This window comes from Pseudomonas sp. 21LCFQ02 (assembly GCF_024129895.2).
In the GTDB taxonomy this organism is placed as follows: Bacteria; Pseudomonadota; Gammaproteobacteria; order Pseudomonadales; family Pseudomonadaceae; genus Aquipseudomonas.
Map to the genome: position 1 here is coordinate 1,078,950 of NZ_CM178749.1, position 25,344 is coordinate 1,104,293.

General features: G+C 63.1%; 21 protein-coding genes. 9 read left to right on the top strand and 12 right to left on the bottom strand.

Annotated features, from left to right (window positions below):
* Positions 1-4: 4 nt before the first annotated feature.
* A complete protein-coding gene (gspG, locus tag NJC40_RS05115) occupies positions 5-454 on the bottom strand; it encodes a type II secretion system major pseudopilin GspG (RefSeq protein ID WP_045484903.1) in 450 nt (149 codons plus the stop codon).
* Positions 455-589: 135 nt separating this feature from the next.
* Here gspG and gspI point away from each other — a divergent pair, with 135 nt between their 5' ends.
* Positions 590-976, top strand: a complete 387-nt coding sequence (gspI, locus tag NJC40_RS05120; RefSeq protein ID WP_045484905.1) for a type II secretion system minor pseudopilin GspI — start codon at positions 590-592, stop codon at positions 974-976.
* Between the two features lie 5 nt (positions 977-981).
* On the opposite strand, the gene NJC40_RS05125 is transcribed toward gspI, so the two are convergent.
* Positions 982-1,413 carry a type II secretion system protein N gene (locus tag NJC40_RS05125; RefSeq protein WP_253139888.1) on the bottom strand — a complete coding sequence of 144 codons (432 nt, stop codon included), beginning with the start codon at positions 1,411-1,413 and terminating at the stop codon, positions 982-984.
* Between the two features lie 245 nt (positions 1,414-1,658).
* On the opposite strand from NJC40_RS05125, the gene gspH reads away from it, so the two are divergent.
* The 3 genes from gspH (at position 1,659) to NJC40_RS05140 (ending at position 4,353) form a co-directional block, all read left to right on the top strand.
* A complete protein-coding gene (gene gspH / locus NJC40_RS05130; protein WP_045484911.1) occupies positions 1,659-2,120 on the top strand; it encodes a type II secretion system minor pseudopilin GspH in 462 nt (153 codons plus the stop codon).
* Positions 2,117-2,737: a PulJ/GspJ family protein gene (locus NJC40_RS05135; RefSeq protein ID WP_253139886.1), complete on the top strand. Its 621-nt coding sequence runs from the start codon at positions 2,117-2,119 to the stop codon at positions 2,735-2,737. Before gspH ends, NJC40_RS05135 begins: the two co-directional genes overlap by 4 nt.
* Before the next feature lie 122 nt (positions 2,738-2,859).
* Positions 2,860-4,353 (top strand): YifB family Mg chelatase-like AAA ATPase, encoded by a 1,494-nt coding sequence (locus tag NJC40_RS05140; RefSeq protein WP_253139884.1) that lies wholly within the window; start codon positions 2,860-2,862, stop codon positions 4,351-4,353.
* 39 nt (positions 4,354-4,392) lie between these two features.
* On the opposite strand, the gene NJC40_RS05145 is transcribed toward NJC40_RS05140, so the two are convergent.
* Positions 4,393-4,533 carry a hypothetical protein gene (locus NJC40_RS05145; protein ID WP_158497584.1) on the bottom strand — a complete coding sequence of 47 codons (141 nt, stop codon included), beginning with the start codon at positions 4,531-4,533 and terminating at the stop codon, positions 4,393-4,395.
* A gap of 161 nt (positions 4,534-4,694) precedes the next feature.
* On the opposite strand from NJC40_RS05145, the gene NJC40_RS05150 reads away from it, so the two are divergent.
* Positions 4,695-5,855: an ATP-binding protein gene (locus NJC40_RS05150; protein ID WP_253139882.1), complete on the top strand. Its 1,161-nt coding sequence runs from the start codon at positions 4,695-4,697 to the stop codon at positions 5,853-5,855.
* 33 nt (positions 5,856-5,888) lie between these two features.
* Here NJC40_RS05150 and NJC40_RS05155 read toward each other — a convergent pair whose 3' ends face one another.
* Positions 5,889-7,865 carry a methyl-accepting chemotaxis protein gene (locus tag NJC40_RS05155; protein WP_253139881.1) on the bottom strand — a complete coding sequence of 659 codons (1,977 nt, stop codon included), beginning with the start codon at positions 7,863-7,865 and terminating at the stop codon, positions 5,889-5,891.
* Between the two features lie 340 nt (positions 7,866-8,205).
* Here NJC40_RS05155 and NJC40_RS05160 point away from each other — a divergent pair, with 340 nt between their 5' ends.
* Positions 8,206-9,588, top strand: coding sequence for a NorM family multidrug efflux MATE transporter (locus tag NJC40_RS05160; protein ID WP_045484980.1), 1,383 nt, complete (start codon positions 8,206-8,208; stop codon positions 9,586-9,588).
* A 3-nt stretch (positions 9,589-9,591) separates the two neighbouring features.
* On the opposite strand, the gene NJC40_RS05165 is transcribed toward NJC40_RS05160, so the two are convergent.
* Positions 9,592-11,259: a putative bifunctional diguanylate cyclase/phosphodiesterase gene (locus tag NJC40_RS05165; RefSeq protein WP_253139879.1), complete on the bottom strand. Its 1,668-nt coding sequence runs from the start codon at positions 11,257-11,259 to the stop codon at positions 9,592-9,594.
* A 205-nt stretch (positions 11,260-11,464) separates the two neighbouring features.
* Between NJC40_RS05165 and rep the strand changes: the two genes are divergently transcribed.
* The gene (gene rep / locus NJC40_RS05170) at positions 11,465-13,474 is read left to right on the top strand and encodes a DNA helicase Rep (RefSeq protein ID WP_253139876.1); all 2,010 of its coding nucleotides are present in this window, start codon (positions 11,465-11,467) and stop codon (positions 13,472-13,474) included.
* A gap of 205 nt (positions 13,475-13,679) precedes the next feature.
* Here the strand turns inward: rep and NJC40_RS05175 are convergent, their stop codons facing one another.
* The 6 genes from NJC40_RS05175 to NJC40_RS05200 all read right to left on the bottom strand — a co-directional run bounded on the left by NJC40_RS05175 (position 13,680) and on the right by NJC40_RS05200 (position 21,764).
* Entirely contained in the window at positions 13,680-14,390 is a 711-nt protein-coding gene (locus tag NJC40_RS05175) for a GntR family transcriptional regulator (protein ID WP_253139875.1), read from the bottom strand.
* Positions 14,391-14,429: 39 nt separating this feature from the next.
* Entirely contained in the window at positions 14,430-16,196 is a 1,767-nt protein-coding gene (locus NJC40_RS05180) for an acyl-CoA dehydrogenase (protein WP_253139873.1), read from the bottom strand.
* A 26-nt stretch (positions 16,197-16,222) separates the two neighbouring features.
* Entirely contained in the window at positions 16,223-17,464 is a 1,242-nt protein-coding gene (locus NJC40_RS05185) for a thiolase family protein (protein ID WP_253139872.1), read from the bottom strand.
* Positions 17,461-19,365, bottom strand: coding sequence for a feruloyl-CoA synthase (locus NJC40_RS05190; RefSeq protein WP_492180503.1), 1,905 nt, complete (start codon positions 19,363-19,365; stop codon positions 17,461-17,463). The genes NJC40_RS05185 and NJC40_RS05190 overlap by 4 nt, the downstream gene beginning before the upstream one ends.
* Positions 19,366-19,422: 57 nt before the next feature.
* Positions 19,423-20,871, bottom strand: coding sequence for an aldehyde dehydrogenase (locus NJC40_RS05195; RefSeq protein WP_045484995.1), 1,449 nt, complete (start codon positions 20,869-20,871; stop codon positions 19,423-19,425).
* A 62-nt stretch (positions 20,872-20,933) separates the two neighbouring features.
* Positions 20,934-21,764 (bottom strand): p-hydroxycinnamoyl CoA hydratase/lyase, encoded by an 831-nt coding sequence (locus NJC40_RS05200; RefSeq protein ID WP_045484997.1) that lies wholly within the window; start codon positions 21,762-21,764, stop codon positions 20,934-20,936.
* 241 nt (positions 21,765-22,005) lie between these two features.
* Here NJC40_RS05200 and NJC40_RS05205 point away from each other — a divergent pair, with 241 nt between their 5' ends.
* The gene (locus NJC40_RS05205) at positions 22,006-22,494 is read left to right on the top strand and encodes a MarR family winged helix-turn-helix transcriptional regulator (protein ID WP_045485002.1); all 489 of its coding nucleotides are present in this window, start codon (positions 22,006-22,008) and stop codon (positions 22,492-22,494) included.
* Between the two features lie 9 nt (positions 22,495-22,503).
* Here NJC40_RS05205 and NJC40_RS05210 read toward each other — a convergent pair whose 3' ends face one another.
* Positions 22,504-23,796 carry an OprD family porin gene (locus NJC40_RS05210; RefSeq protein ID WP_253139868.1) on the bottom strand — a complete coding sequence of 431 codons (1,293 nt, stop codon included), beginning with the start codon at positions 23,794-23,796 and terminating at the stop codon, positions 22,504-22,506.
* 301 nt (positions 23,797-24,097) lie between these two features.
* Between NJC40_RS05210 and mhpT the strand changes: the two genes are divergently transcribed.
* Positions 24,098-25,309, top strand: coding sequence for a 3-(3-hydroxy-phenyl)propionate transporter MhpT (mhpT, locus tag NJC40_RS05215; RefSeq protein ID WP_045485004.1), 1,212 nt, complete (start codon positions 24,098-24,100; stop codon positions 25,307-25,309).
* Positions 25,310-25,344: the final 35 nt, after the last annotated feature.

A 25,344-nucleotide genomic window follows, 5' to 3' on the forward strand; every position in this document is an offset into this window, starting at 1 on the left:
GCGCTTACAGCTGCCAGGAACCGATATCGGCATTTACGCCGTCGCCGTCAGGCTGCCCGTCGGCGCCCAGCGAGAAGACATCGATCTCACCATTGGCACCGGGGTTGAGGTAATAGTAAGGACGCCCCCAAGGGTCGTTGGGCAAACGTTCAAGGTAGGCGCGCCAGTTATTGTTTCTGGCATTGGCGGGGCGCTCGACCAGCGCCTTGAGGCTCTGGTTCTGGCTCGGGTAGCTGCCGTTATCCAGGCGGTAAAGCTTCAGCGCCTGCATCAGGCCGGCAATGTCCTGCTTCGCGGCGGTGGCTCTGGCCTGGTCTGGCCGGTCAAGCACCTTGGGCACCACGACGGCGGCAAGAATGCCCAGAATCACCACCACCACCATGATCTCGATGAGGGTGAAACCACCTTGACGACCACGGCCTGACGGCGTGGATTTGAGGCACGCGAAATCCATTTCACTCTTCCTTGACTTGTTTCAATCCTGCACGCAGTGTAACAAAACTAACACTGTTGAATAGCCCAATACCCAGCCCCTCAGGCCAGGCCGATACGCTGTTGATCCGCCGCCTGTTTCGAGCAAGAGTCAGCCATGGAGCGGTTGCGCAAGGAGCGAGGTTTTACCCTGATCGAGGTGCTGGTCGCCCTGGCGATCATTGCCGTGGCGATGTCAGCGGCCGTGCGCGTCGCCGGCCTGATGACCCAGAGCAACAGCCTGCTGCACGACCGCGCCATTGCCCTGCTGGCGGCCCAGAGCCGTATCGCCGAGTTGCGCCTGGAAAACCGCCCGGCGCGGGGCGTGCGCAGCGTGCGTTGCGATCAGGGACGCCTGCAACTGCGCTGCGAACAGAGCATTGCCGCCATGCCTGACGGGCAATTGCTGCACGTTCAGTTACGGGTGCTGGATAACCAGCGCCAGGCACCACCGCTGGCCAGGCTCGAAACCCTGCTCAACCCGCCGCAGGACACCCCGCAATGAACCGCTCAGGGCCGGGTCAGACGCGACAGCGCAGGCGTCTGGGGCAAGGGCGTGATATACAACCGGGTCTGCTCCGCACCCCGCTCGATGAGCACCGCCCCCGCTTCGATGGCCGCCAGGCGCACCCCTTGAGTCAGTGCTTCACCCGCCCGGAAACTGCGCGGCGGGCCGCCATTGATGGCGAGAATTGCGAACGCGCCCTGCGCGCCGGCCATGACCCCGGAGACGCGGATGTCCACTGCCGCCGGCTGGTTGGAAAACCACTGCAACGCAGGATTGTCGGAGCGCGCCAGCGGCGCGGGGCTGTCAATGACCGGGGTATGCGACTCGGCCGGCGTCAGAAACACCGAAGACCACACCAGCACACCGGCCAGCGCGGCCAGCAGCGCCGTGGCCTGGACCAGTTGCGGCGCCGATAAACGAAAGGCAAATGCCACGGGTAAACCTCCTTGTTGTCCGGTATGGCAGTCTACAGGGCACCTCTAAAAACTACCTACGTTGCCATTGCTGCGTTGAAACCAGGCTCAGAATGCTCATTTACAACCTGTAGACTCCACTTCTTCGCCTGCTTTCGCCTTGCACTGGCTGCCTCGCTTACGTTTTTAGAAGTACCCTACAAGACGCCTGTATCTTGGCCGAACCAGCAAGGACGTCAAGTTATCCACACAGGAATGCCGCATTCATGGACAGAGACAGGCAACAGGGTTTTAGCATGATTGAGTTGATGGTCGTGTTGGTGATCGTCGGCATTCTCAGCGCCACGATCAGCCTGAGCATCAAACCCGCCCCGCAGGAGCGCCTGCGCAAAGACGCACAGCGGCTCGTGCAACTGCTGCAGATCGCCCAGGCCGAAGCCCGCGCCGACGGTCGCCCGATCAGTTGGCAGGCCGACGGCCAGGGCTTTGGCTTCAGCCGCCTGAACGACGCAGGCACCGGCACTGAACACTTTGCCGAAGATCCACAACTACGGCCACGCAGCTGGGACTCGGCGCCCGTCAAAGTGCGCACCACTCCTACACCCAGACTGGTACTGGGCAGCGAATGGATCAGCACACCCTGGCAAGTGCAGTTGTCTGACGGCCAGCACCGGGTCAGCATCCGGCGCTCCGCGACCGGGCAGATGCAGGTGGTCAACGAATCATGAACCCGCGCCAGCACGGCTTTACCCTGATCGAAGTCATGGTGGCAATCATGCTGATGGCCATCGTCAGCCTGATCGCCTGGCGCGGCCTGGATAGCGTCAGCCGCGCCGACAGCCATCTGCAGGCCAGCATGACCCAGACCGAAGAGCTCCTGCGCACCTTCAACCAGCTCGAACGCGACCTGGCCTCCCAGGCCAGCAGCGCGCTGGGCGAACCCGAATTGGGCGACCAGGCCGCAGACCGCGAACCGCGCATGGGCGCGCCTGCGGCCATCAGCGTACGCAGCGCCGATGACCAGACCTTCGAGCTGGACGTGATCCGCCACGCACCCGCCCCGGAACACGGCCTGCAACGGGTCCGCTGGTGGCTCAAGGGCAAGACCCTGTACCGCGCCGCCGCCGCACCGCGCAACCGCTACCCGCTGCCGGCGCCAGACAACGGGGTGGCGGTGCTGAGCCGGATCAAAGACTTGCAGATCCGGGTCTGGGACCGGGAGCAGGGCTGGCGGCAATTGAGCGGCAATCGGGTGCTGAAGCTAGTGGGGCTGGAGTTGCGATTGACGCGGATGACTGAGCGGGGGGATGAGCACTACCGGCAGGTTTGGGGGCCGTTTTATTAGGCTGGGCTCAAGCAGCGTTGATACATTTCGTTCGGGCTTTGGGCACTTTGTAGCGATTGATTTGCCTGCCGATCTTGTAAATCCCCCACGATCTCCCTTCCCGCTTCATCAAGGAAGATCGGATGTCCCTCGCCATCGTTCATAGCCGCGCTCAGGTCGGCGTACAAGCACCTGCCGTCACCGTTGAAACCCACTTGTCCAATGGCCTGCCGACCCTGACCCTGGTCGGCCTGCCCGAAGGCGCAGTCAAGGAAAGCAAGGACCGGGTGCGCAGTGCCATCGTCAATTCCGGGCTGAAGTTTCCCGACCGGCGCATCACCCTCAACCTCGCCCCGGCCGATCTGCCCAAGGACGGCGGGCGCTTCGACCTGGCCATTGCGCTGGGCCTGCTGGGCGCCAACGGCCAGATTCCGCTCACTGCATTGCAAGACATCGAGTGCCTGGGTGAGCTGGCATTGTCTGGCGCGGTGCGGCCGGTGCAGGGCGTTCTGCCCGCTGCGCTGGCGGCCCGTGAGGCGCAGCGGACGCTGATCGTGCCGGCCGCCAATGCCGAGGAAGCCTGCCTGGCCTCCGGGCTGACAGTGATTGCGGTCAATCACCTGCGCGAGCTGGTCGCGCATTTCAATGGCCAGACGCCGATGACGCCCTATCGCGCCAATGGCCTGTTGCCCCAGGCCCAGCCGTACCCGGACCTCAGTGAGGTGCAGGGCCAACTGGCGGCCAAGCGCGCGCTAGTGGTGGCGGCAGCGGGCGGGCATAACCTGCTGTTCAGCGGCCCGCCGGGCACCGGCAAGACCTTACTGGCCAGCCGTTTACCAGGGCTGTTGCCGCCACTGGATGAGCGCGAAGCGCTGGAGGTGGCGGCGATTCATTCGGTGGCCAGCCAGGTGCCGTTGAACAGCTGGCCGCTCAGGCCGTTTCGCCAGCCCCATCACTCGGCATCCGGGCCGGCACTGGTCGGCGGTGGCAGCCGCCCACAACCTGGCGAGATAACCTTGGCACACCACGGAATCTTGTTTCTTGACGAGCTGCCGGAGTTCGACCGCCGGGTGCTGGAGGTACTGCGCGAGCCGCTGGAGTCAGGCCATATCGTGGTGTCCCGCGCCCGCGACCGGGTGCGCTTCCCGGCGCGTTTTCAACTGGTGGCGGCAATGAACCCCTGCCCCTGTGGATACCTTGGCGAGCCCAGTGGCCGCTGCCGCTGCTCCACCGATCAGATCCAGCGTTATCGCAACAAGCTGTCCGGCCCGTTGCTGGACCGTATCGACCTGCACCTGACCGTGGCCCGCGAAGCCACCAGCCTCACCGCCTTGCCGGCAAGCGGCGAAACCACCGCCAGCGCTGCGGCCAAGGTGGCCGCAGCGCGGGACCGCCAGTTGCAGCGTCAGGGCTGCGCCAACGCCTTTCTCGACCTGCCCGGCCTGCGCAGCCACTGCACGTTATCCACAGCCGATGAAAAATGGCTTGAAACAGCCTGCGAACGCCTGACCTTGTCGCTGCGTGCGGCGCACCGTCTGTTGAAGGTGGCGCGCACCCTGGCCGACCTGGAGCACAAAGATGCGATTGAACGCGGCCATCTGGCCGAGGCGTTGCAGTATCGGCCGGCGAGCAAGTAGCCCGGTCGTCAGGCCAGCAGTCTTGCACCACTCGGACAATCAAAAATCCTCTGCCCGACTGCGTGCCAGACGTACCCTTCTGTCGCTGTTGGCTTCCAGCTCTTCGGTCTCGAACACCGGGTCTTCCTGCAGTGCCTGGAAAACCCGATCTGAAACCCCGACGGTGAACAAGACCAGCATGAAATCAACACCACAAAGTGCCAGTTCAGGCCCTGCGTCACCTATCTATAATCACTCTATAGTTCTCTATAAATAGTGATAAACAGGCCTGCGCACGCCTTTCTATAATTGCTCTATAATCGCTCTATAATTCCCTATAGAGCAACATTGAGAGGTTGGTGATGCCTACTGAAATCCTCTACCACCGCCCGGCCCTGGCGCAGCGACTTGCCAAATTGATCATGCAGGTTGCTGTTGGCAGTGCGGCAAGCTCAGGGGTATTTCTTGCGGCCCCCAGGCGTACGGGCAAGTCGACCTTCGCGCGAGAAGACCTGCGTCCCGCGCTTGAGGCAGCCGGCGCCATCGTGCTGTACGCCGACCTGTGGAAAGACCTGACCAAGGATCCTGGGGTCGTCATCGTCGATGCCGTACGTGAAACCATTGGCCGTAACCAGGGCTACATCACCCGCCTGGCGAAGGCCAGCGGCATGGATAAAGTCACCGTGGGCGGATTGAGTTTCAGCCTGGACAAGATAGGCATGGGCAAAGACATTGACCTGACCACGGCACTCACCGCGCTCTCGGATGAATCCAGGCAGATGATTGTGCTGATGATCGATGAGGCCCAGCACGCGATCACCACCGACGAAGGCGTAGCTGCCCTTTTTGCGCTCAAAGCCGCCAGGGATGAGCTCAACAGCTCGAAACACCATGGCCTGCGGGTGGTTTGCACCGGGTCGAACCGTGACAAGCTGGCCATGTTGCGCAATAGCAAGGACCAGGCGTTCTTTGGCGCCGCGATGGTGCCGTTCCCGACACTGGATAGGGACTTCGTTGAGTGGTTTTGCACTCATGTGGATCTGCCCCAGCCACTCGATCCCGCCAATGTTTTTGTGCTGTTTCAGGAAAGTGGCTATCGCCCGGAATTGCTCGGCGCCGCTGCCGATGAAATTCGCTTCGATCTGATGCTGGCCCCGGAAAACGTCCCGGAGCGCTTTGCAGAGCTGGTACGCGCTCAGGCAGAGGAGCTCAATGCCAACCTCAAGAAAGTCATCCACAGCCTCACGCCTATCCAGTCTGCAGTGATTCGTGTGATGAGCGCCAAGGGCGAAGACTATGCGCCCTTTGAAGCACCAACCATGGAGCTGTATGCCAAGGCGATGCAGCGAGCAGGCATTGATCCAGCCGAGATAAGGGTCGAAGTACCCGGTGTCCAGCAGGCGCTTATTGCCCTGCAAGAGAAGAAGCTGGTCTGGAAAGCATCCAGAGGCGTGTATGCGGTCGACGAAAACGTGATTGTCGATCTGCTGCGCGGGGACGGCCTGCTGGAGGGCCTCTACTGAGACCCGCCAGCGCCATTGACTCAAACCATCGACTTACCTGAAGCGATCCACCTCGCCCAGCAATTCAGCCGCCAGGTCGTTGAGTTCCTTGGCGGTCACGGCCAGGTTGGCAACCACTTCGCGCTGTTCGCCGTTGGTCATGGCGATGCTTTGCAGGTTGCCGCTCAGCGCCGTGGCGGTGCTGCTTTGCTCCTGCGTAGCGGTGGTAATGGCGGCGAACTGCTGGCCGGCCGAGCGGCTTTGCTCGTCGATCTGAGCCAGGGCTTCGGCGACCTTGGCGTTGCGTGCCAGGCCGTCCTGCATCAGCGAGTTGCCTTGCTGCATGGTGTTGATGGCCATGCCGGTTTCCTGCTGGATGCTGGCGATCATGGTCGAGATTTCGTCGGTGGCCTGACGGGTGCGCGAAGCCAGGCTGCGCACTTCATCGGCAACCACGGCGAAACCGCGCCCCTGCTCACCGGCACGGGCCGCTTCGATGGCCGCGTTCAGTGCCAGCAGGTTGGTCTGCTCGGCGATCGAGGTGATCACCCCGACGATGCTGCCGATTTCCTGAGAACGCTGCCCCAGGGTATCGACCACCTTGGCGGTGCTGTTCAAGGATGCCGCGATCTGTTGCAGCGAAGCCGAGGCTTCGTCCATTGAGCTGCGACCAATGCGGGTCTGGCGAGCGTTTTCCTGGGCCATGCGCTCGGTGTCTTTCATGTTGTCAGCGATGTTCAGCGAGGTGGCGCTGAACTCTTCCACCGCACCGGCCATGCTGGTGATTTCCCCGGACTGCTGCTCCATGCCGGCGTAGGCGCCGCTGGACAGCCCAGAAAGGGCATGGGCACGGTCGCTGACCTGCCGCGACGCGGTACGAATATGCTCGACCATGTTCGACAGGGCTTCACCCATGGTATTGAAGCTGCCGGCCAGCAGGCCGATTTCATCGTGGCTGGTCACCGCCAGACGCACCTTCAGGTTGCCCGACCCCAGCGCTTCGGCCTGGCGTACCAGTTCCGACAGCGGACGCAGTTTGCTGCGCAGCAGCCAGATTGCACCGCCTACCGCAATCAGCATGGCCAGCAGGCTGCCGATCGCCAGTTGGGTGCCGACGCTCCAGGTTACCGAGGCGATCTCGTCCTTCGGCATGCTCGCCACCACCGTCCAGGGCCCACCACTGAAAGGGGCGCCAACGCTATAGAAGGTCTCGTCGGTGTCTTGCCAGTAATGCCCTTTGCCAGGCTGCTTGACGGCTTCGGCCACCGCCTTGCCGGCCTGTTCCGCCGCCTTGACGCCGGCCGGCGGCACCAGCCATTTGCCTTGATCGTCGAGCAGCGCCAGCGAGCCGGTCTTGCCGATACGGAAGTTCTTCAGGTCTTCGAACTGGGCGTTCTGCGCATCGGTGTAGTCAAAGCCGACGAACAGCGCGGCGATGATCTTGCCACTGCTGTCGCGCACCGGGCTGTACTGGGTCATGTAGTAACGGCCGAACAACACGGCCTTGCCCACATATTCCTGACCGGCCATCAACCGCGCATAGGCCTGACCCTGGCGGTCGAGCAAGGTGCCGATGGCGCGGGAACCGTCCTGTTTCATCAGCGAGGTGCTGATCCGCGCGAAATCATCGCCGCTGCGCACGAACACCGTCGCCACACCCGCCGTGAGGCGGCGGAAGTCATCGACTTCACTGAACTCGTTGTTCAGTGGCTGACCATCGAGAAACAGACCCGGGGTTTGCGTGCCGGCCACTGTGTAGGTGGTGCCGGTCTGCAAGGTCAGACCCGAGGAAAAGCGCTTTTCGAACAGGCCCGCCAGACGCTGGGTACTGTCACGAAGCGTGGTATGAAAGGTGTTGAGCTGGTCTGACAGCAAGCGTGATTCGCTGGCCAGGTGTTCTTCGCGGATGACCAGGTTGGCAGCATCGAGCGAGCGCAGGGCAAATAGGGTGCTGCAACTGATCACCACCGCGAGGATGATGGTCAGGGCAATACCTAACTGAGAGGCAATCCGGGCACGAGGCTTGGACATGGCAACTCCATACTGAAGCGTTCGACTACCCATCTGGGCAGCGCCGTCCAGCAATATTATGTTGAAGGGAATATTTCCTTGAGATCGACAGCTCCATGCAAAGGATTCGGCCTCGCGGGCACATACTTGAGCGGGCCGCGCGGAGAATCGCAAACGATTGCGTATCTGTCTGTAACTCTTAAAGATTTAGTTGCACGGCTAGTTGAACAGTCCCTTCAGCCTCACTGGTCACCTGGAGGTTCAAGTAGGCCGAGGAACGAACTTATTAGTTGGTGTCCAAACGCCATACTGCCCAGAATAGGCAGCTTTTATCCTTTTATCGAATCGAGCCTGAAAAAATATGCAGCCGGCTGCCCTCAAGGAACTCTGGACCATCCTGCGCCTGGCAGGGCCGCTGATCGCCTCGCAATTGGCGCACATGCTGATGGTCTTCACCGACACGGTGATGATGGGCAAACTCGGCCCCGACGCGCTGGCCGGCGGCGGTCTGGGCGCGGCGACCTATAACTTCGTGACCTTTTTCTGCATCGGGGTGATGGCGGCGGTCGGCACGCTGGTCGCGATCCGCCAGGGCGCCGGCGACACCGAGGGCGCCACCCGGCTGACCCAGGCCGGGCTATGGCTGGCCTGGGGCATGGCGGTAGTGGCGGCCGTGGTGCTGTGGAACCTCGAACCGCTGCTGCTGCATTTCGGCCAGACCCCGAACAACGTGCACATGGCCATGCAGTTCCTCAGCACCTTGCCGCTGGCGCTGCCGGGCCTGCTCAGTTTCATGGCCCTGCGCGGTTTTACCAGCGCGCTGGGCCGGGCCGGGCCGGTGATGGTCATCAGCCTGGTGGGCGCCGCGGCCAACTTTGTTCTCAACTACGCGCTGATCGAAGGCTGGTTCGGCTTGCCGCATCTTGGCCTGTGGGGTATCGGGCTGGTCACTGCGGTGGTCACCAACGCCATGGCGATTGCCCTGGCGCTGCACATCCGTCGGCATCCGGCCTATGACGCCTACCCGATCCGGGCCGGCCTCGGCACATTGTCGCGCAGCCATCTGAGCGAGCTATGGCGCCTGGGCCTGCCGATTGGCGGCACTTATGCGGTGGAGGTCGGGCTGTTCACCTTCGCCGCCTTTTGTATGGGCGCGCTGGGCACCACCCAGATGGCCGCGCACCAGATCGCCCTGCAGACCATTTCCATGGCCTTCATGATTCCGGTAGGGATTTCCTATGCGGTGACCATGCGCATCGGCAAGCACTACGGCGCCGGTGATTTGCTCATGGCACGCACGGCTGGCCGGGTGGGCATCGGGTTCGGCGGTGCATTGATGCTGCTGTTTGCCCTGCTGTTCTGGCTGGCGCCCCGCACCATCGTCGGACTGTTTCTGGACATCAACGATCCGGCTTTCAATGACATCGTGGTCCTGGCGGTGAAATTGCTGGCGATTGCTGCCTGGTTCGAACTGTTCGATGGCACCCAGACCATTGCCATGGGCGCGATTCGCGGTCTCAAGGACGCCAAGACCACCTTCCTGATTGGCCTGGGCTGTTATTGGCTGATTGCCGCGCCAGCGGCCTGGCTGTTGGGCTTCCAGAGCCCGGCCGGCGCCGAAGGTGTGTGGTGGGGGCTGGCGCTGGGTCTGTTGTGCGCGGCGGCGACCCTGACCTGGGCGTTCGAGCGGCGTATGGCCAAGATGCTGCGCAGGGCTGACAGGCAACCGGCAAAGGCCGCCTGAACATCAAACCCCGCCGAGCACCGTCCGGCCTTGGTCGGCCAGTAGATAATCGGTCAGTTGCAGGATCGGCAGCGGCCGCTGAATCAGAAACCCTTGGGCCTGATCGCAGCCGAACTCGCGCAGCAGGGCCAGTTGCGCCGGGGTTTCGATGCCCTCAGCGACCACTTCAAGCCCCAGGTTGTGCGCCAGGTTAATCATCGCGTGGACCAGCTTGCGATTCTCTTCGCGCTGTTCCATTTCACCGACGAAGCTGCGGTCGATTTTGAGCAGGGTAATCGGCAGGCTGTTGAGGTGCACAAAAGATGAGAAGCCAGTGCCGAAGTCGTCCAGCGAAAAACGCACACCCAGCACGCGCAAGGCATCCATGGTCTTGCTGACCAGATCACTGCGGCGCATCACTGCGGTTTCGGTCAGTTCGAACTCCAGCCAGCGGGCATCGATGCCTTGCTCGGCAATCAGGCGGCTGAGGGTGTCGAGCAACTGGCTGTCCTGGAACTGGCGAAACGACAGATTGACCGCCATGTGCAACGGCTCGATGCCCTGCTCGCGCAGGACGCGCATGTCACGCAGGGCCCGGAAGATCACCCAGTACCCCAACGGCACGATCAGGCCGCTCTGCTCGGCCAGCGGCACGAACTCACTGGGCGGCAACAACCCGCGCTCGTGATGGCGCCAGCGCACCAGCGCTTCGAGGCCGACAATCCGCCCGCTGGTCATGGACAGCCGCGGCTGGTAGTGCAGCTCCAGCTCGTCGCGGCGCAACGCACGGCGCAGTTCGGCTTCGAGGTCGGCCAGGCTGCGGGCATTGCGGTTGATGTGTTCGTCAAACTGATGCCAGGTACAGCCCTGCCGACTCTTGGCCTGGCGCATGGCGATATGCGCGTGCCACATCAAAGGGTCGGCACCGAAACCGCTGCGGGCGTGAGCAACCCCCAGGCTGCAGCCGATCAGCAGGCTTTCGCCATCGACCCAGTAGGGTTCGGACAACGCCTCGATAATCCGCTCGGCCACTTGCGCGGCGCGTTGCGGTGCGTCGCGGGTGTCGATCAGCAAGGCGAACTCGTCGCTGCCCAGGCGGGCGACCTGGTCGTTGACGTCCAGTTGCCGCTTGAGCCGTGTCACCACTTGCAGAATCAGCCGGTCGCCGGCCTGATGGCCCAGCGCATCGTTGGCACGGCGGAAATTGTCGAGGTCCAGATGCCCGAGCGCCAGCCCGGCGCTGCCCGATTCAGCCAGGCGGGCCGTCAGCAGAGTCTGGAAGCCCTGACGGTTGGCGATGCCGGTCAACGGGTCCTGTTCCGCCAGACGCTGTAGCGTGTCCTCCAGGTGCGCGCGTTCACGAACGTGGCGCAGGCAGCGGCGCAGTGCATCGGGGCTCAGGCTGTCGCCCACCAGCCAGTCGCTGACACCCGCCAGCGGGGCATCGGGTTCGATATCCAGCAGCATCACGATCGGGACATTGCAGGTGCCGGCCGCCGGTTGCAGCTCAGGGGTGGTCAGCAGCACCGTATGACGCTCGCCAGCGTAGCTGGCGCCGTCAACCTGCCAGTCTGCGATCTGCTGCAACACGATATCGCTGGGCAACGCCGCAACGCAGGAATTCAGCCGTACCAGCCAGGCTGGTTCATGAACCAGCAGCAGTAACCGCAAGGGCTCGACAGGCGTTGACAAGCTGACTCCCTATTCCGAAGAAAAACAAGGGGGCGACGCACCTCGACATGAGGTGTCGGCTGCACGTAATTGAGTGCTATGCGCAAATGTAACAAAACCAAGAAATTAAGATAGGCCATCGGTGCAAAACGCTTGAAGGTCGCTGCACATTGCCGCGAGCCTGTTAAAATGCCCGGCCATTCGTCCATGACCCGTCCTATCTCTCATGTCCCGACTCAACCCCCGGCAACAGGAAGCCGTGAACTACGTCGGCGGGCCGCTTCTGGTGCTCGCCGGGGCAGGTTCCGGCAAGACCAGCGTGATTACGCGCAAGATTGCCCATCTGATCCAGAACTGCGGCGTGCGTGCCCAGTACATCGTGGCCATGACCTTTACCAACAAGGCCGCCCGAGAGATGAAAGAGCGGGTCGGCACCTTGCTGCGCAAGGGCGAAGGCCGTGGCCTGACGGTCTCGACCTTCCATAACCTGGGCCTGAACATCATCCGCAAGGAGCATTCGCGGCTGGGTTACAAGCCGGGCTTCTCGATCTTCGATGAAGGCGACATCAAGGCCCTGCTGACTGACATCATGCAGAAGGAGTACGCCGGCGACGACGGCGTCGACGAAATCAAGAACGTCATCGGCTCGTGGAAGAACGACCTGATTCTGCCCGAAGAAGCCCTGGCCAATGCCCGCGGCCCCAAGGAGCAGACCGCCGCCATCGTCTACGCCCACTACCAGCGCACCCTCAAGGCTTACAACGCGGTGGACTTCGACGACCTGATCCTGCTGCCGGTCAAGCTGTTCCAGGAGCACGCCGACATTCTGGAGAAATGGCAGAACCGCGTGCGCTACCTGCTGGTGGACGAATACCAGGACACCAACGCCAGCCAGTACCTGCTGGTGAAAATGCTGATCGGCACGCGCAACCAGTTCACCGTGGTCGGCGACGACGATCAGTCGATCTATGCCTGGCGCGGCGCACGGCCGGAAAACCTGATGCTGCTCAAGGACGACTACCCGTCGCTCAAGGTGGTGATGCTTGAGCAGAACTACCGCTCTACCAGTCGCATTCTGCGCTGCGCCAACGTGCTGATCGCCAACAACCCGCACGCCTTCGAGAAGCAACTGTGGTCGGAGATGGGGCACGGCGATGAAATCCGCGTGATCCGCTGCCGCAACGAAGAGGCCGAGGCTGAACGGGTGGCGATGGAAATCCTTACCCTGCACCTGCGCACCGAACGGCCCTACAGCGATTTCGCGATTCTGTATCGCGGCAACTACCAGGCCAAGCTGATCGAGCTGAAGCTGCAACACCACCAGGTGCCGTATCGTCTGTCCGGCGGCACCAGCTTTTTCAGCCGCCAGGAAGTGAAGGACCTGATGTCCTACTTCCGCCTGCTGGTCAACCCCGACGACGACAACGCCTTCTTGCGGGTGATCAACGTGCCGCGTCGGGAAATCGGCTCCACAACCCTGGAAAAGCTCGGCAACTACGCCACCGAACGCAAGATCTCGATGTACGCCGCCACCGATGAACTGGGCCTTGGCGAACACCTCGACAGCCGCTACACCGACCGCCTGCAACGCTTTAAACGCTGGATGGACGGTGTGCGCCAGCAGTGCGCACAAAACGATCCCATCGCCGCCCTGCGCAGCATGGTCATGGACATCGACTACGAGAACTGGATTCGCCAGAACAGCTCCAGTGACAAGGCCGCCGACTACCGCATGGGTAACGTGTGGTTTTTGATCGAGGCGCTGAAGAACACCCTGGAAAAAGACGAAGATGGCGAGATGACCATCGAAGAGGCGATCGGCAAGCTGGTGCTGCGCGACATGCTCGAACGCCAGCAGGAAGAAGAGGACGGCGCTGAAGGCGTGCAGATGATGACCCTGCATGCTTCCAAGGGCCTGGAGTTTCCTTACGTGTTCATCATGGGCATGGAAGAAGAGATTCTTCCGCACCGCTCCAGCATCGAAGCCGACACCATCGAAGAAGAGCGCCGCCTGGCTTACGTGGGCATCACCCGCGCCCGCCAGACCCTGGCCTTCACCTTTGCCGCCAAGCGCAAACAATACGGCGAAATCATCGACTGCACGCCCAGCCGCTTCCTCGACGAACTGCCACCGGACGACCTGGCCTGGGAAGGCCAGGAAGAACAGCCGGTAGAGGTCAAGGCCGCACGGGGCAACAACGCCCTGGCGGATATCCGGGCAATGCTCAAGCGCTAGCGGCAGTACAGTACGAAATCTTTGTGGGAGCGACCTTGGTTGCGAAAGGGCCGGTAAAGTCACAGCATCTACTGCGAATGTGCTGCCGTCTTCGCCGGGATGCCGGACCACAGCAACCGGAGCGCCGGCCGGCTGCTCCCACCGGTCTAACAGAACAGTATTGCGGCTAAAGCCGCTCGTATGGGGTTGCGTGTTGGCCGCGCACTCAGTCCGGGCGCTGGATGACCTTCAGGCGCTCGGCAGACGAGGCGCTGAAGATCTCGGCATAGCGCAGGGTGGCGTTGGCGTGCTCACGCATCAGCGCTTCGGCCCGAGCCCCCTGGCGGCTGATCAGGGCATCGACGATTGCGTGATGCTGCATGTGCGCGTAGTTGAAGCGCCGGTATTCGCGGGCCATCTCGTTACGGTCCACCGCCAGGGCGCTGACCGAGGCAAACGGCAAGTGGTCGTTGCGGGCCAATGCGTCGGCAATCGCCGGGTTGCCGCTGCCTTCGACGATGACCTGATGAAAGCGCATGTTCAGGTCGTGATAGACCTCCAGATCCTGCTCGGTCACATAGCCCTTGTCGAACAGTGCGTCCCCATCGGCCAGACACCTCTGCAACTGCTCGCACGCCTGAGCAGTCAGGCCGCGTTCGGCGCTTTGCCGGGCAGCCAGGCCTTCGAGCACGCCGCGCACTTCAACCGCACCGGCAATGTCCTGAGTACTGACCGAGCGCACCTGAAAGCCGCGCCCGCCATGACGGACCAGCAAGCCTTCCTGCTCCAGGGTCCGAAACGCCATGCGCACCGGCATGCGTGACACGCCGAACAACTCGGCGGTGGGCACTTCCATCAGCCGTTCGCCGGCTGGCAGCTCGCCTGAGGCGATCATCTTGCGCAACGCAACCAATACCGTTTGGCCAGGCTTGCTCATCCAGGCAGCTTCCGTGAGTCGAGAGGCGGCTATGGTAGCTCAGCTGGCAGAGCCCAGAAACGGCAACGGGCTACGCGCGCTGTAGAGCCCGGCCAGATGCCGGTCGGCGTCGGGCAGCAGCCAGGTGAAGAAGAACTGCGCGGTTTGCAGCTTGGCGCTGCGTTGCGGGTCGCTGGCGGGCAGGTTCTGCGCCACCCGCGCCGCACGGCACCAGGCAAACGCCAGCAGGGTCAGGCCGCACAGTTTCAGGAAGTCGCCGGCGGCGCGGTAAGGGTATTCGGCGTCCTCGGCGCTGTGCTGCACGACGCCATGCCAGGCCTGCGTCAGGCTCTCAGCGCGACGCTGCAACTCGACACCCAACCCGCTGCATGGGGGTACGGCGATCGCCAGTCGCGCCTCTTCATCCAGGATGTGCAACCACTGTTGCAGCGCCTCGCCGTTATCGCCAAGTACTTTGCGCAGCAGCAGGTCGTTGGCCTGAATCTCGTTGGTGCCTTCGTAAATCATGGCGATGCGGCTGTCGCGCAGAGTCTGTTCGATCGCAAACTCCGCCACATAGCCGTAGCCACCAAACACCTGTAGCGCCTGGCTGGCCTGGCGAAACCCCTGTTCGGTGAAGTACGCCTTGATGATCGGCGTCAGCAGCCCGCTCAGTTGCGCCGCCTGGGCGCGTGCTTGCGCTTCGCTGGCCTGTTCGGCCTGATCGAGCAGATGCGCGGCCCAATAGCCGGCCGCCCGCAAGCCTTCGCTGATCGCGCGCAACTCCAGCAGGGTGCGGCGCATCGCCGGGTGGTAGTGCAAGGGGTCGGCGGCACTGGCCGCCACCCCGTCCGGACGTAGTGGTGCACGCATTTGCCGGCGTTCGCCAGCGTACTGCAAGGCGTTCTGCCAGGCCGCCTCGGTATGCCCCAGGCCTTGCAGGCCGACATGCAGGCGGGCCGAGTTCATCATCACGAACATCGCCGCCAGCCCCTGATGCGGCTGGCCGATCAGCCAGCCTTGGGCCTCTTCGAAGACCAATGAACAAGTGGCACTGCCTTTAATGCCCATCTTGTGTTCGATGCCGTCGCAGCGCACCCCGTTGAGTCGGCCGTCATCCAGTTGCCGGGGCACCAGAAACAGCGAAATGCCCCGGCTGCCGGCCGCTGCGTCTGGCAAACGGGCCAGCACCAGGTGCAGGATGTTGCCGCTCAGGTCGTGATCGCCACCGGAGATGAACAGCTTGTTGCCGCTCAGCGCATGGCTGCCATCAGCCTGGGGTATGGCGCGGCAACGCAGCAGGCCGACGTCGCTGCCGGCCTGGGGCTCGGTCAGGCACATGGTCGCCAGTGCCTGCCCGCTGACGATATCCGGCAGGTAGCGGCTCTGGATCCACTGCGGGGCGTGATGCTTGAGGCACAGGTAGGCGCCATGGGCGATGCCGGTGTACATCGCCCAAGCGTGATTGCTGGCGTAGAGCATTTCCTGCAGCGCCGCCTCCAGCACCTGCGGCAGCCCTTGGCCGCCCAGCTCTGCAGCGCACGCCAAGGCCGGCCAGCCGCCTTCGACATAAGCACGATAGGCCTGGGCAAAACCGTCCGGGGTCTGCACCTTGCCGTCCGTGAAGCGGCAGCCCTGGCGGTCGCCGCTGGCATTGAGTGGCGCCAGCACCTCACTGCAGAACAGCCCGGCCTGCTCCAGCACCTGCATGGCCAGTGGTGTATCGAGCCCGTCGAAAGCGGCGCTCTGGCGCCAGGCCTGTGGGGCATCGAGCCAGTGTTCAAGGACGAACTGCATGTCGCGCAGTGGGGCCTGGTAAGTCCACATGGCAATCTCCTTTGCCGGTCATGTTCTCAGTGTTGCCAATCCGGGTTTTCGATCAGCACCGCCATGCCCTGCCCGCCGCCGACACAGGCCGCGGCAATGCCATAGCGCAGGTTGTTGTCGCGCAGTTGCCGGGCCAGGCTCAGCACCAGGCGCAAGCCGCTGGCGGCTAACGGATGGCCGAGGCCGATGGAGCCACCCCGGCGGTTGAGCCGTTCGCCGTCCAGTTCCAGCTCACGGGCCACGGCCAGTACCTGGGCGGCCTGGGCTTCGTTGATTTCCAGCAAGCCGATGTCATGCAGTTGCAGGCCGCTGCGCTGCAACAGCAGGCGGATCGCCGGCGCAGGACCGATGCCCATGTATTCAGGGGCTACGCCGACCACCGCACTGGCGCGCAGCCAGGCCAATGCTGGGCGGCGGGCAGCCGATGCAGGGCCAACCAATGCAGCCGCCGCGCCATCGACCACCGCGCAGCTATTGCCAGCGGTCTGCACCCCGCCCTCATGCACCGCCCGCAGCCGTGCCAGGGCGGCCAGTTCGGTGCTGCGCGGGTGGCTGTCCTGGCTGACGCTCTCGACTCCGCGCGGCAAGCGGATGCCGCGTGGCTGATAGCCGGCCAGCTCGAAGCATTCGTTGCTGACCGGCAGAATTTCTTCCGCCAGCCAGCCGCTGGCCTGTGCTTGCAGCGTCAGTTGGTGACTTTGCAAGGCGTAGCTGTCTACCGCCTCGCGCGCCAGCTCATAGCGCACAGCGAGACGATCAGCGGTGGCGATCATATCGATGCCCGGTGCCGGATCGTGCAACGCCTCCCAGAGAAAGTCCTTGAACCCCACTTCGCCGCCCAGACGAAAGCCGTCGCGATGGGTGTAGGCGGCAATCGGGTTGCGCGACATCGATTCGGCCGCCACGCACAGCGCCAGTTGCGCGCCTTCGCCCACTTGTATGGCCGCCTGGCGCAGCAGTTCGAAACCGGTGGCACAGATCCGCTGTACCGCCAGTGCCGGAACCTGCTGCGGCACGCCGCTGTACAGGCCGATATGCCGGGGCAGCAGGTAGGCATCAAAGCTGGCCTGGGCCATGGAGCCGGCCAGCACGCTGTCGACATCGGCTGCCTGCAAGCCGGCCTGCGCCAGTACACCGCGACCGACCTTGATCCCCAGATCGATCGGTGACACTTGAGCCAGCGCACCGCCCAGGTCTGCCCAGGGGGTGCGCAAGGCAGCGAAAATCGCCACGTCGGAAAACGCCGAGTACTGGCCGGCGCTGTTCATGCCGGTGTGCCTGGCAGCAGCGCTTCGGCGCGCAGGATCGAGGCGTCTTCGCCCCGGTACAGCGCCTCGACCAGGCTGGCGCGCCATTGCAGCACGGCGCGCTGATTGATCGAGCCCTTGTCGGTGACTTCGCCACGGTCAATCGAAGGCGCTTCGGCCAGCAGTGCGACCCACTCCAGGCGGCTGGCATTGCCGCTGGCGTCTTTGTTCAGGCGCCTTAGCCAGGCCGCAAACCACTGGCGCACGGCGGGGCTGGCCAGCACCTGAGCATCGCTGGCGCTGGCGTCCAGGCCCGCCAGTTGCCGGCACTCATGCAGGCGCGGGAATACCAGTGCGCCAAGGCATTCGCGGTCAGGGGCGGTGACCACGATATCCTGCACATAGGGCGAGCCTTCCAGCACGGCCCGGTTGCGCAGCGGCCCGACGCTGACAAACACCCCCGACGACAGCTTGAAGTCCTCGGCAATCCGCCCGTCGAACATCAGGCCCAGTTGCGGGTCAGTCGGGTCAGCGAGTTTCAGCGCGTCGCCCGAGCAATAGAAGCCTTGCTCATCGAAGGCCTCGGCGGTCTGCTGCGCCGAGCGCCAGTAGCCGGGCATGATGTGCGGGCCGCGAAAGCGCCCTTCCAGCTTGCCGTCCACCGGCACCAGCCGCACTTCGCAACCCGGCGCCGGCAAGCCGATGTAGCCGGCCTGGGACAGCGGCCCGGTGGTGAAGGTGCAAGACGGCGAGGCTTCGGTCATGCCCAGCCCGGCCATCATGCGGATACGCTCGCCGCAGTGTTGTTCCGCGACCCGGTCCAGGCGGTCCCAGATGCTCTGCGACAACCCGGCGGCGGCGAAGAAGAACAGTTTCATGCGGGCAAAGAACCGCTCACGCAATTCAGCGTCTTTTTCCAGTGCATTGACCAACTCTTCCCAACCCTTGGGTACGGTCAGGTAGGCGGTGGGCGAGATTTCCTTGAGGTTGCGCAGGGTCTCGGCAAAGCCCTGAGCGGTAGGTTTGCCGTTATCCAGGTAAAAGGTCCCGCCGTTGTACAGCACGATGCCCAGGTTATGGCTGCCACCGAAGGTGTGGTTCCACGGCAACCAGTCGACCAGCACCGGCGGCTCTTCGCCGAACACCGGAAAGGTCTGCAACAGCATCTGCTGGTTGGCGCAGAGCATGCGCTGGGTGGTAATCACCGCCTTGGGCAGCTTGGTGGAGCCTGAGGTGAACAGAAACTTGGCAATGCTGTCTGGCCCGGTGGCAGCAAACGCGGCATCGGCTTCGGCACCGCCAGGTTGTTCAAGCAGGCTGGCGAAGCGGATGCCGACCCTGCCAGCAACCTCGCCGCGCACGCTGATGACCGGCACATCCGCTGCCAGCACCGCGTCGATGGCTTTCTGGTAGGGCGCGCTGTCGCTGACGAATACCAGACCGGGCTGCAACACTTCACAGACATGTCGCAGCTTGGCGAAATCCTGGGACAGCAGCGAATAGGCCGGCGACACCGGGCAGTAGGGAACGCCGGCATACATGGCGCCCAAGGCAATCTTCAGGTGTTCAATATCGTTGCCTGACAGCAGTGCCAGCGGTCGCTCGGCGCTCAGGCCATAGCCCAACAGGCTCTGGGCGATGGCGCGTACGTCAGCCAGCATCTGCGCATAGCTGACGTGCTGCCATTGGCCTTGTGCATCGCGGGCGGCAATAAAGGTTTGCTGGCCGCGCACATCGGCCCAGTGCAGCAGACGGTCGAGCAGCCGTGCGGGACGGTCGGCCAAAGGTTCCAGGGTGCGGATATGCACGATGCCCTGGCTCTGGGTGACCTCTACTTCGGGGTGCCCGATAGACACCTGGCGATAGCGTGCCTGGGCGGGCCGGGCAGTTGCGGGTTGCGGATTCACTTGCTGTTCCTCCATCGAGGCCGGCGGGCGTCTTGTTTTTGTCAGGGGCGCACGATCGGGTGCCTGTTGGCGCTAGATCGGGTAATGCCGTGGGCCGTTCTGCAGGGTGACCCAGCGCAACTGGGTAAAGAAATCCACCGAGGCGCTGGCGCCGAAACTGCCGTAGCCGCTGGACTTGACCCCGCCGAACGGCATTTGCGCTTCGTCGTGCACGGTCGGGCCGTTGATATGGCAGATCCCCGACTCGACCCGCTGAGCCAGCGCCAGGGCACGGCTGGTGTCGCGGCTGAAGATCGCCGCCGACAAGCCGAACTCCGAGTCGTTGGCAAGGCGCAGCAATGCTTCGTCGCCCTCTGCACGCAGCACCACCGCCACCGGGCCAAAGGACTCTTCGCGGTACAGGCGCATGCTGTCGGTCACCCGATCAAGCAGGGTCGGCTGCATGATGCTGCCACTGCACTGCCCGCCCGCCACCAGGGTGGCGCCCTGACTGACGGCATCGTTGACGAGGCCAAGAATGCGTTCACCGGCGCTGGCATCGACCAGCGAACCGAGTACCGACGCCGGATCATCCGGGTTGCCGGCGCGCAGGGTGGCGATCTTGGCTGCCAGCTTGGCGACAAAGGTGTCGGCGACCTTGCTGTCGACAATCAGCCGCTCGGTAGACATGCAGATCTGCCCCTGATTGAAGTAGGCGCCAAACGCGGCAGCCTCCACAGCGGCATCCAGGTCGGCGTCATCGAGCACCAGCAACGGCGCCTTGCCGCCCAGCTCCAGCAACGCAGGCTTGAGGTGGCGGGCCGCCAGTTCGCCGACAATCCGCCCGACATGGGTCGAGCCGGTGAAGTTGACCCGGCGTACGGCGGGGTTGGCGATCAGCCGTTCGACGATCGCCGGGGCGTCGGCCGGCGCGTTGCTGATGACGTTGACCACGCCATCGCCGAGCCCGGCTTCATGGAGGATCTGGCCGATCAGCCGGTGCACCGCCGGGCTCAGTTCCGAGGCCTTGAGCACCACGGTATTACCGCAGGCCAGCGGCATGGCGATGGCCCGGGTGGCAAGAATCACCGGGGCGTTCCAGGGAGCGATACCCAGCACCACGCCGCACGGCTGACGCAAGGCCATGGCGAAGCTGCCCGGTACATCCGAGGGGATGACCTGACCATTGATCTGGGTGGTCATCGAGGCGGCTTCGCGCAGGATGTTGGAAGCCAGCTTTACGTTGAAGCCATACCAGTTGGCCATGGCACCGGTTTCGCCGGCCGCCGCGATAAAGCGTGCGCTGTTGGCCTGAAGCTGGTCAGCCGCCTTGAGCAAGCGGCTGCGGCGCTCGTTGGGCGCCAGGGCAGACCAGCCTGGAAACGCCGCCTGGGCGGCGGCGACCGCCGCGTCGGCGTCTTCCAGGGTGGCGGCGGCAACCCTGGAGACCACCTCGCCGGTCACCGGATTACGGCGTTCGAAGGTGCGACCGTCACGCGCGGGCAATGACTGCCCGCCAATCAGCAAAGGCACGTCCAGCATGGTGATTCCTCTTTATTGCCTTTATCGGGAACACATGTCGATTTGGTGTAGCGCCGAGAATCTCAGCGCTTGTAGGCTTGCAGGCCCGGCTTGATGCTTTTTTCGTCGAGGAACTGCTTCATACCCTGCTCGCGACCGCCTTCGGTGTCCAGCAGGCGCGACTGGTCGAGCTTGGCGTACAGGTAGTCTTCGTTCTGCTCCCAGGTCAGCTCGCGGCAACGCTTGAAACCATGCTTGGCGGCGCGCAGCACCACCGGGTTCTTTTCCAGCAGGTTGCGGGCCAGTTCGATAGTGGTTTCGCGCAGCTGCGCCAGCGGCACGCTTTCATTGACCAGGCCCATTTCAGCGGCTTTTTTACCGCCGAAGGTCTTGCCGGTCATGATGTAGTACAGCGACTGGCGGTGGCCTACGGTGTCGGCCATGGCCTTGCTGACCAGGTTACCCGGAGGGATGCCCCAGTTGATTTCCGACAGGCCGAAGGTCGCTTCGTCAGCACAGATCGCCAGATCACAGGCCACCAGCGGGCTGAAACCACCGCCGAAGCACCAGCCATTGACCATGGCGATGGTCGGCTTGGAGTACATGCGCAGCAACTTCCACTGCCATTGCGAGGCCTCACGGCGGATCTTTTCCTGGAGAATTTCCGGGCCGGCGTCGGTTTCACGGAAGTACTCCTTGAGGTCCATGCCGGCGGTCCACGACTCACCGGCACCGGTCAGCACCAGCACACCGGCGTCGGCATCCTGCTCCAGAGTTTCCAGCACATCGATCATTTCCCGGTTCAGGGTCGGGCTCATGGCATTGCGTTTTTCCGGGCGATTGAGAATGACCCAGGCGATGCCTTCTTCGATCTCGACCTTGACGGTGCTCCAGCGGCCTTCGTAGTTGCTCATGTCGGTTGCTCTCTTGTTCTGGGTGGGGGCTTGTTCTGAACGGCGGCGTGTTCCGGGAGTGCCGATGAGCAGAAATTAGCCCGGCAAATTAGTTATGTCAATTAACTATTAATCGAGTTAATCGAAAACTTAACGGTCAGTGGATGTCAGATCACCTCATGCGGCTAGTTAGCGGTAGCCTTCGCCAAGCGATCACGGCAAACTGCATAGCCTTGTTAACTGAAGATCAGGACCTTTTGCCATGGCCAAGCCCTCCACAGCACCGCTGCCCCGTGATGTGGTGCCTGACGATGCTGGCGCCCCGGCGGCGCTGGATGCCGCGCTGGACGACCTGATCGGTTACGCCCTGCGCCGCGCCCAGCTCAAGCTGTTCCAGAACCTGATCGGCCGCCTGGCGGTGCATGACCTGCGCCCGGCGCAGTTTTCCGCCTTGGCGATCATCGACCAGAACCCCGGGCTGATGCAGGCCGACCTGGCCCGTGCCCTGGCCATCGAGCCGCCGCAAGTGGTGCCGCTGCTCAACAAGCTTGAAAGCCGTGCGCTGGCGGTACGGGTGCGCTGCAAGCCGGACAAACGCTCTTACGGCATTTTCCTGAGCAAGGGCGGTGAAGCCCTGCTCAAGGAATTGAAGCAGATCGCCGCGCAGAGCGACCTGGACTCGACCTCGGCACTGGATGACGCCGAGCGCGAGCAGTTGCTGCATCTGCTGCGCAAGGTCTATCAAGACTGACCGGGCGCCTCACCACAGCGGCAAGGTGTAGGTGGCCAGAAAGCGGGTCTGATTTTCATCACGAAAGGCCGCCCCGGCGGGGAAGTCGTTGCGGTAGATCGCCTTGCGCACCACAAAGCCCAGTTGCTTGAGCGGCCCGCTCTGGATCACGTAACCCAGCTCCATCTGGAATTCCCGTTCCTTGCGGTCATCGGCGTTCAGTGAGGCCAGCTCGATGTTGTCACCACGCACGTAACGCAGCCGGCTCTTGAGCCCCGGCACGCCGAGGGCAGCGAAGTCGTAGTCATAGATGGCTTGCCAGGTACGTTCTTTGGCATTGAGAAAGTCCGAAGCCATGGTCAACTCGCTCATCCCCATCAGTTCGGTGCCAGACACATAGGGTGTAGCCGTGTCGCCGCTCGAATGCATGTAGCCCACGCTGACCTTGTGCCCGCCAAAGCGGTAACCCAGCAAGGCCGAAGCGTTGATGTTGTCGACCTTGCCAGCCTTGGCGCTGCCGGCCTCTTCGCTGAAGAAACTGCGCAGGTCGGTGGTCAGCACGCCGTCGCCCAACGGCTGGTTGTGCAACAGCGCCAGGGTGCTCTGCCGGTACAGGTCATCGACCTCGGCATGGTAGAGGCGGATACCCAGGTCCTTGCTGAACTGGTAGTCACCGCCCAGATAACTCATGTGCGAAGTGGTCGCCGCGCCTCTGAAGCGGCCGTTGGGCGAAGCAATGCCCATCGCCTGATAGGAGGTGGAGTCGCGCCGGTTGATGCGGTCGATGTAGCCGGCGTTGAAGGTCAGCCCGTCGATATCTTTGGAGGTCAGGATGGTGCCGCGAAAAGTCTGCGGCAGCAGGCGCGACGGGCTGGCAAAGGCGAACGGCAGGAAGATCGACACATCGCCGGTCTTCACCGTGGTCTGGCCCCAGCGCAGCTTGCCGGTCAGGGCCAGCCGCGAGTAATCATCCGGCGCGCGCCTGTCACTGGCCGATACCGGTAGCAGCTCGGTGCCGCTGCGCTCTGGCGAGGAGTCGAGCTTGATCCCCACCAGGGCGCGGGCGTCCAGGCCAAGGCCCAGTTTGCCAGGGGTGTAGCCCGACTCCAGGTTGAGGATGAAGCCCTGAGCCCACTCTCGGGCCGCCGTCTTCGCCCCGTCATCCTTGTAGTCACGGTCCAGATAATAGTTGCGCAGGGTCAACGTACCGTGGCTGTCTTCCAGCAGCCCTTCGGCATGCAGGCCGGTGCTGCACAGGCCCAGCAGAAGCAGAGGATAAGCACCCAGTCGGGCGCCATTGATCATCGGATGAGTGTCTGGCATGTCCGTGGTCCATTTATTGTTGTTGTACTGGAACGCTGTCGGCCGCCTCAGGGGCGGCCTGCGGAGCAAGAATGGAAATGCGCGAGGCGCCCGTCAACGGAAACCATCCGATAATCGAACGTTAATTTTGTTATCTATTTTTGCCGCAGCACCGCTCTTTCTGTTAAGTCCATGTTTTAAAAGCCTTAGTCGGGTAACAAGCATTCACAGCCGACCCTTTGCTTTTTAGTTATCTTTGTTAATCTTATTTCAAGCCGACCCCAGGTCTGCGTTTACAACAAAAACAAGAACGAGGTTATCCATGGACAGTTCACTGCGCCGCCCGGCGCCCACTATTGTGCTTTGCTTCATCGTTGCGCTGATCGAAGGCTTTGACCTGCAGGCTGCCGGCACCGCGGCGGCGGGACTGCGACACACCTTCGAGCTGGACCCGAAAATGCTCGGCTGGGTATTCAGTGCCGGGATCATCGGCCTGCTGCCTGGTGCATTCTTCGGCGGCTGGATCGCTGATCGGATCGGTCGCAAGAAAATACTCATCGCAGCCGTGCTGCTGTTCGGGGTGTTCTCGCTGGCCACCGCCTACGTTCAGAGCCTTACGGCATTGCTGTTGGTGCGCTTGCTGACCGGCCTGGGTCTGGGCGCCGCCCTGCCCAACCTGATTGCCTTGTGCGCTGAAGCGGTTGGCGAAGAGCGTCGCGGTACGGCGATCAGCATCATGTATGCCGGCGTACCGCTGGGCGGTGCGCTGGCGGCGGTGGTCGCCATGCTGGGCGGTGATCACTGGCAAATGACCTTCATCATCGGTGGCCTGGCGCCGCTGCTGGTGGTTCCGCTGATGATGGTCCTGCTGCCTGAATCAACGGTGTTCCGCCAGGAGGTCGATCCGAACTCGCGGGTTTCGACCCCGCAGGCGCTGTTTGGCGAAGGCCGGGCGCGGATTACTCTGGCGCTGTGGATAAGTTATTTCTTTACCCTTACCGTGATGTACATGCTGCTCAACTGGCTGCCGTCGCTGCTGATGGGCCAGGGCTTCAGCAAGCCGGAAGCGAGCCTGGTACAGATGCTGTTCAACATCGGTGGCGCGCTCGGCTCGCTGTTCGGTGGCCTGCTGCTCGACCGCTTCAATGGCGTGAAAGTGGTGATTGGCGTGTACCTGGGGTTGCTGGCGTCGCTGATTGGCGTTGGACTCTCGGTGGGGATCGTGCCCATGGCCATCGCCGGCTTCTCGGTAGGCGTATTCGTGATGGCCGCGCAACTGGTGCTGTACGCCATGGCCCCGCCCTCCTACCCGACTGCCGTACGCGCCACCGGAGTGGGTGCTGCGGTGGCCATCGGCCGCCTTGGGTCAGTGGCCGGTCCTTTGGCCGCCGGGCAGATTCTCGCCGCCGGGGCCGGCACCAGCGGCGTGCTGCTGGCGACCTCGCCGGGGCTGGTGATTGCCGCGCTGGCGATCATCACCGTAGTCGCCAGACCGGGCCTGGCAACGCGAGCGCCGCTGAAGACAGCCAATTAAGGGCTGAATGCAAAACGCCCCCGACAGATACCTGC

Bases quoted from the DNA above. Each gene is read 5' to 3' on its own strand.
- NJC40_RS05210 (WP_253139868.1), bottom strand. From the start codon at position 23,796: ATGCCAGACACTCATCCGATGATCAATGGCGCCCGACTGGGTGCTTAT.
- rep (WP_253139876.1), top strand. From the start codon at position 11,465: ATGTCCCGACTCAACCCCCGGCAACAGGAAGCCGTGAACTACGTCGGC.
- mhpT (WP_045485004.1), top strand. From the start codon at position 24,098: ATGGACAGTTCACTGCGCCGCCCGGCGCCCACTATTGTGCTTTGCTTC.
- NJC40_RS05195 (WP_045484995.1), bottom strand. From the start codon at position 20,871: ATGCTGGACGTGCCTTTGCTGATTGGCGGGCAGTCATTGCCCGCGCGT.
- NJC40_RS05190 (WP_492180503.1), bottom strand. From the start codon at position 19,365: ATGGAGGAACAGCAAGTGAATCCGCAACCCGCAACTGCCCGGCCCGCC.
- NJC40_RS05200 (WP_045484997.1), bottom strand. From the start codon at position 21,764: ATGAGCAACTACGAAGGCCGCTGGAGCACCGTCAAGGTCGAGATCGAA.
- NJC40_RS05145 (WP_158497584.1), bottom strand. From the start codon at position 4,533: ATGCTGGTCTTGTTCACCGTCGGGGTTTCAGATCGGGTTTTCCAGGCA.
- gspH (WP_045484911.1), top strand. From the start codon at position 1,659: ATGGACAGAGACAGGCAACAGGGTTTTAGCATGATTGAGTTGATGGTC.
- NJC40_RS05180 (WP_253139873.1), bottom strand. From the start codon at position 16,196: ATGTGGACTTACCAGGCCCCACTGCGCGACATGCAGTTCGTCCTTGAA.
- NJC40_RS05150 (WP_253139882.1), top strand. From the start codon at position 4,695: ATGCCTACTGAAATCCTCTACCACCGCCCGGCCCTGGCGCAGCGACTT.
- NJC40_RS05135 (WP_253139886.1), top strand. From the start codon at position 2,117: ATGAACCCGCGCCAGCACGGCTTTACCCTGATCGAAGTCATGGTGGCA.
- gspI (WP_045484905.1), top strand. From the start codon at position 590: ATGGAGCGGTTGCGCAAGGAGCGAGGTTTTACCCTGATCGAGGTGCTG.
- NJC40_RS05175 (WP_253139875.1), bottom strand. From the start codon at position 14,390: ATGAGCAAGCCTGGCCAAACGGTATTGGTTGCGTTGCGCAAGATGATC.
- gspG (WP_045484903.1), bottom strand. From the start codon at position 454: ATGGATTTCGCGTGCCTCAAATCCACGCCGTCAGGCCGTGGTCGTCAA.
- NJC40_RS05155 (WP_253139881.1), bottom strand. From the start codon at position 7,865: ATGTCCAAGCCTCGTGCCCGGATTGCCTCTCAGTTAGGTATTGCCCTG.
- NJC40_RS05185 (WP_253139872.1), bottom strand. From the start codon at position 17,464: ATGAACAGCGCCGGCCAGTACTCGGCGTTTTCCGACGTGGCGATTTTC.
- NJC40_RS05205 (WP_045485002.1), top strand. From the start codon at position 22,006: ATGGCCAAGCCCTCCACAGCACCGCTGCCCCGTGATGTGGTGCCTGAC.
- NJC40_RS05160 (WP_045484980.1), top strand. From the start codon at position 8,206: ATGCAGCCGGCTGCCCTCAAGGAACTCTGGACCATCCTGCGCCTGGCA.
- NJC40_RS05140 (WP_253139884.1), top strand. From the start codon at position 2,860: ATGTCCCTCGCCATCGTTCATAGCCGCGCTCAGGTCGGCGTACAAGCA.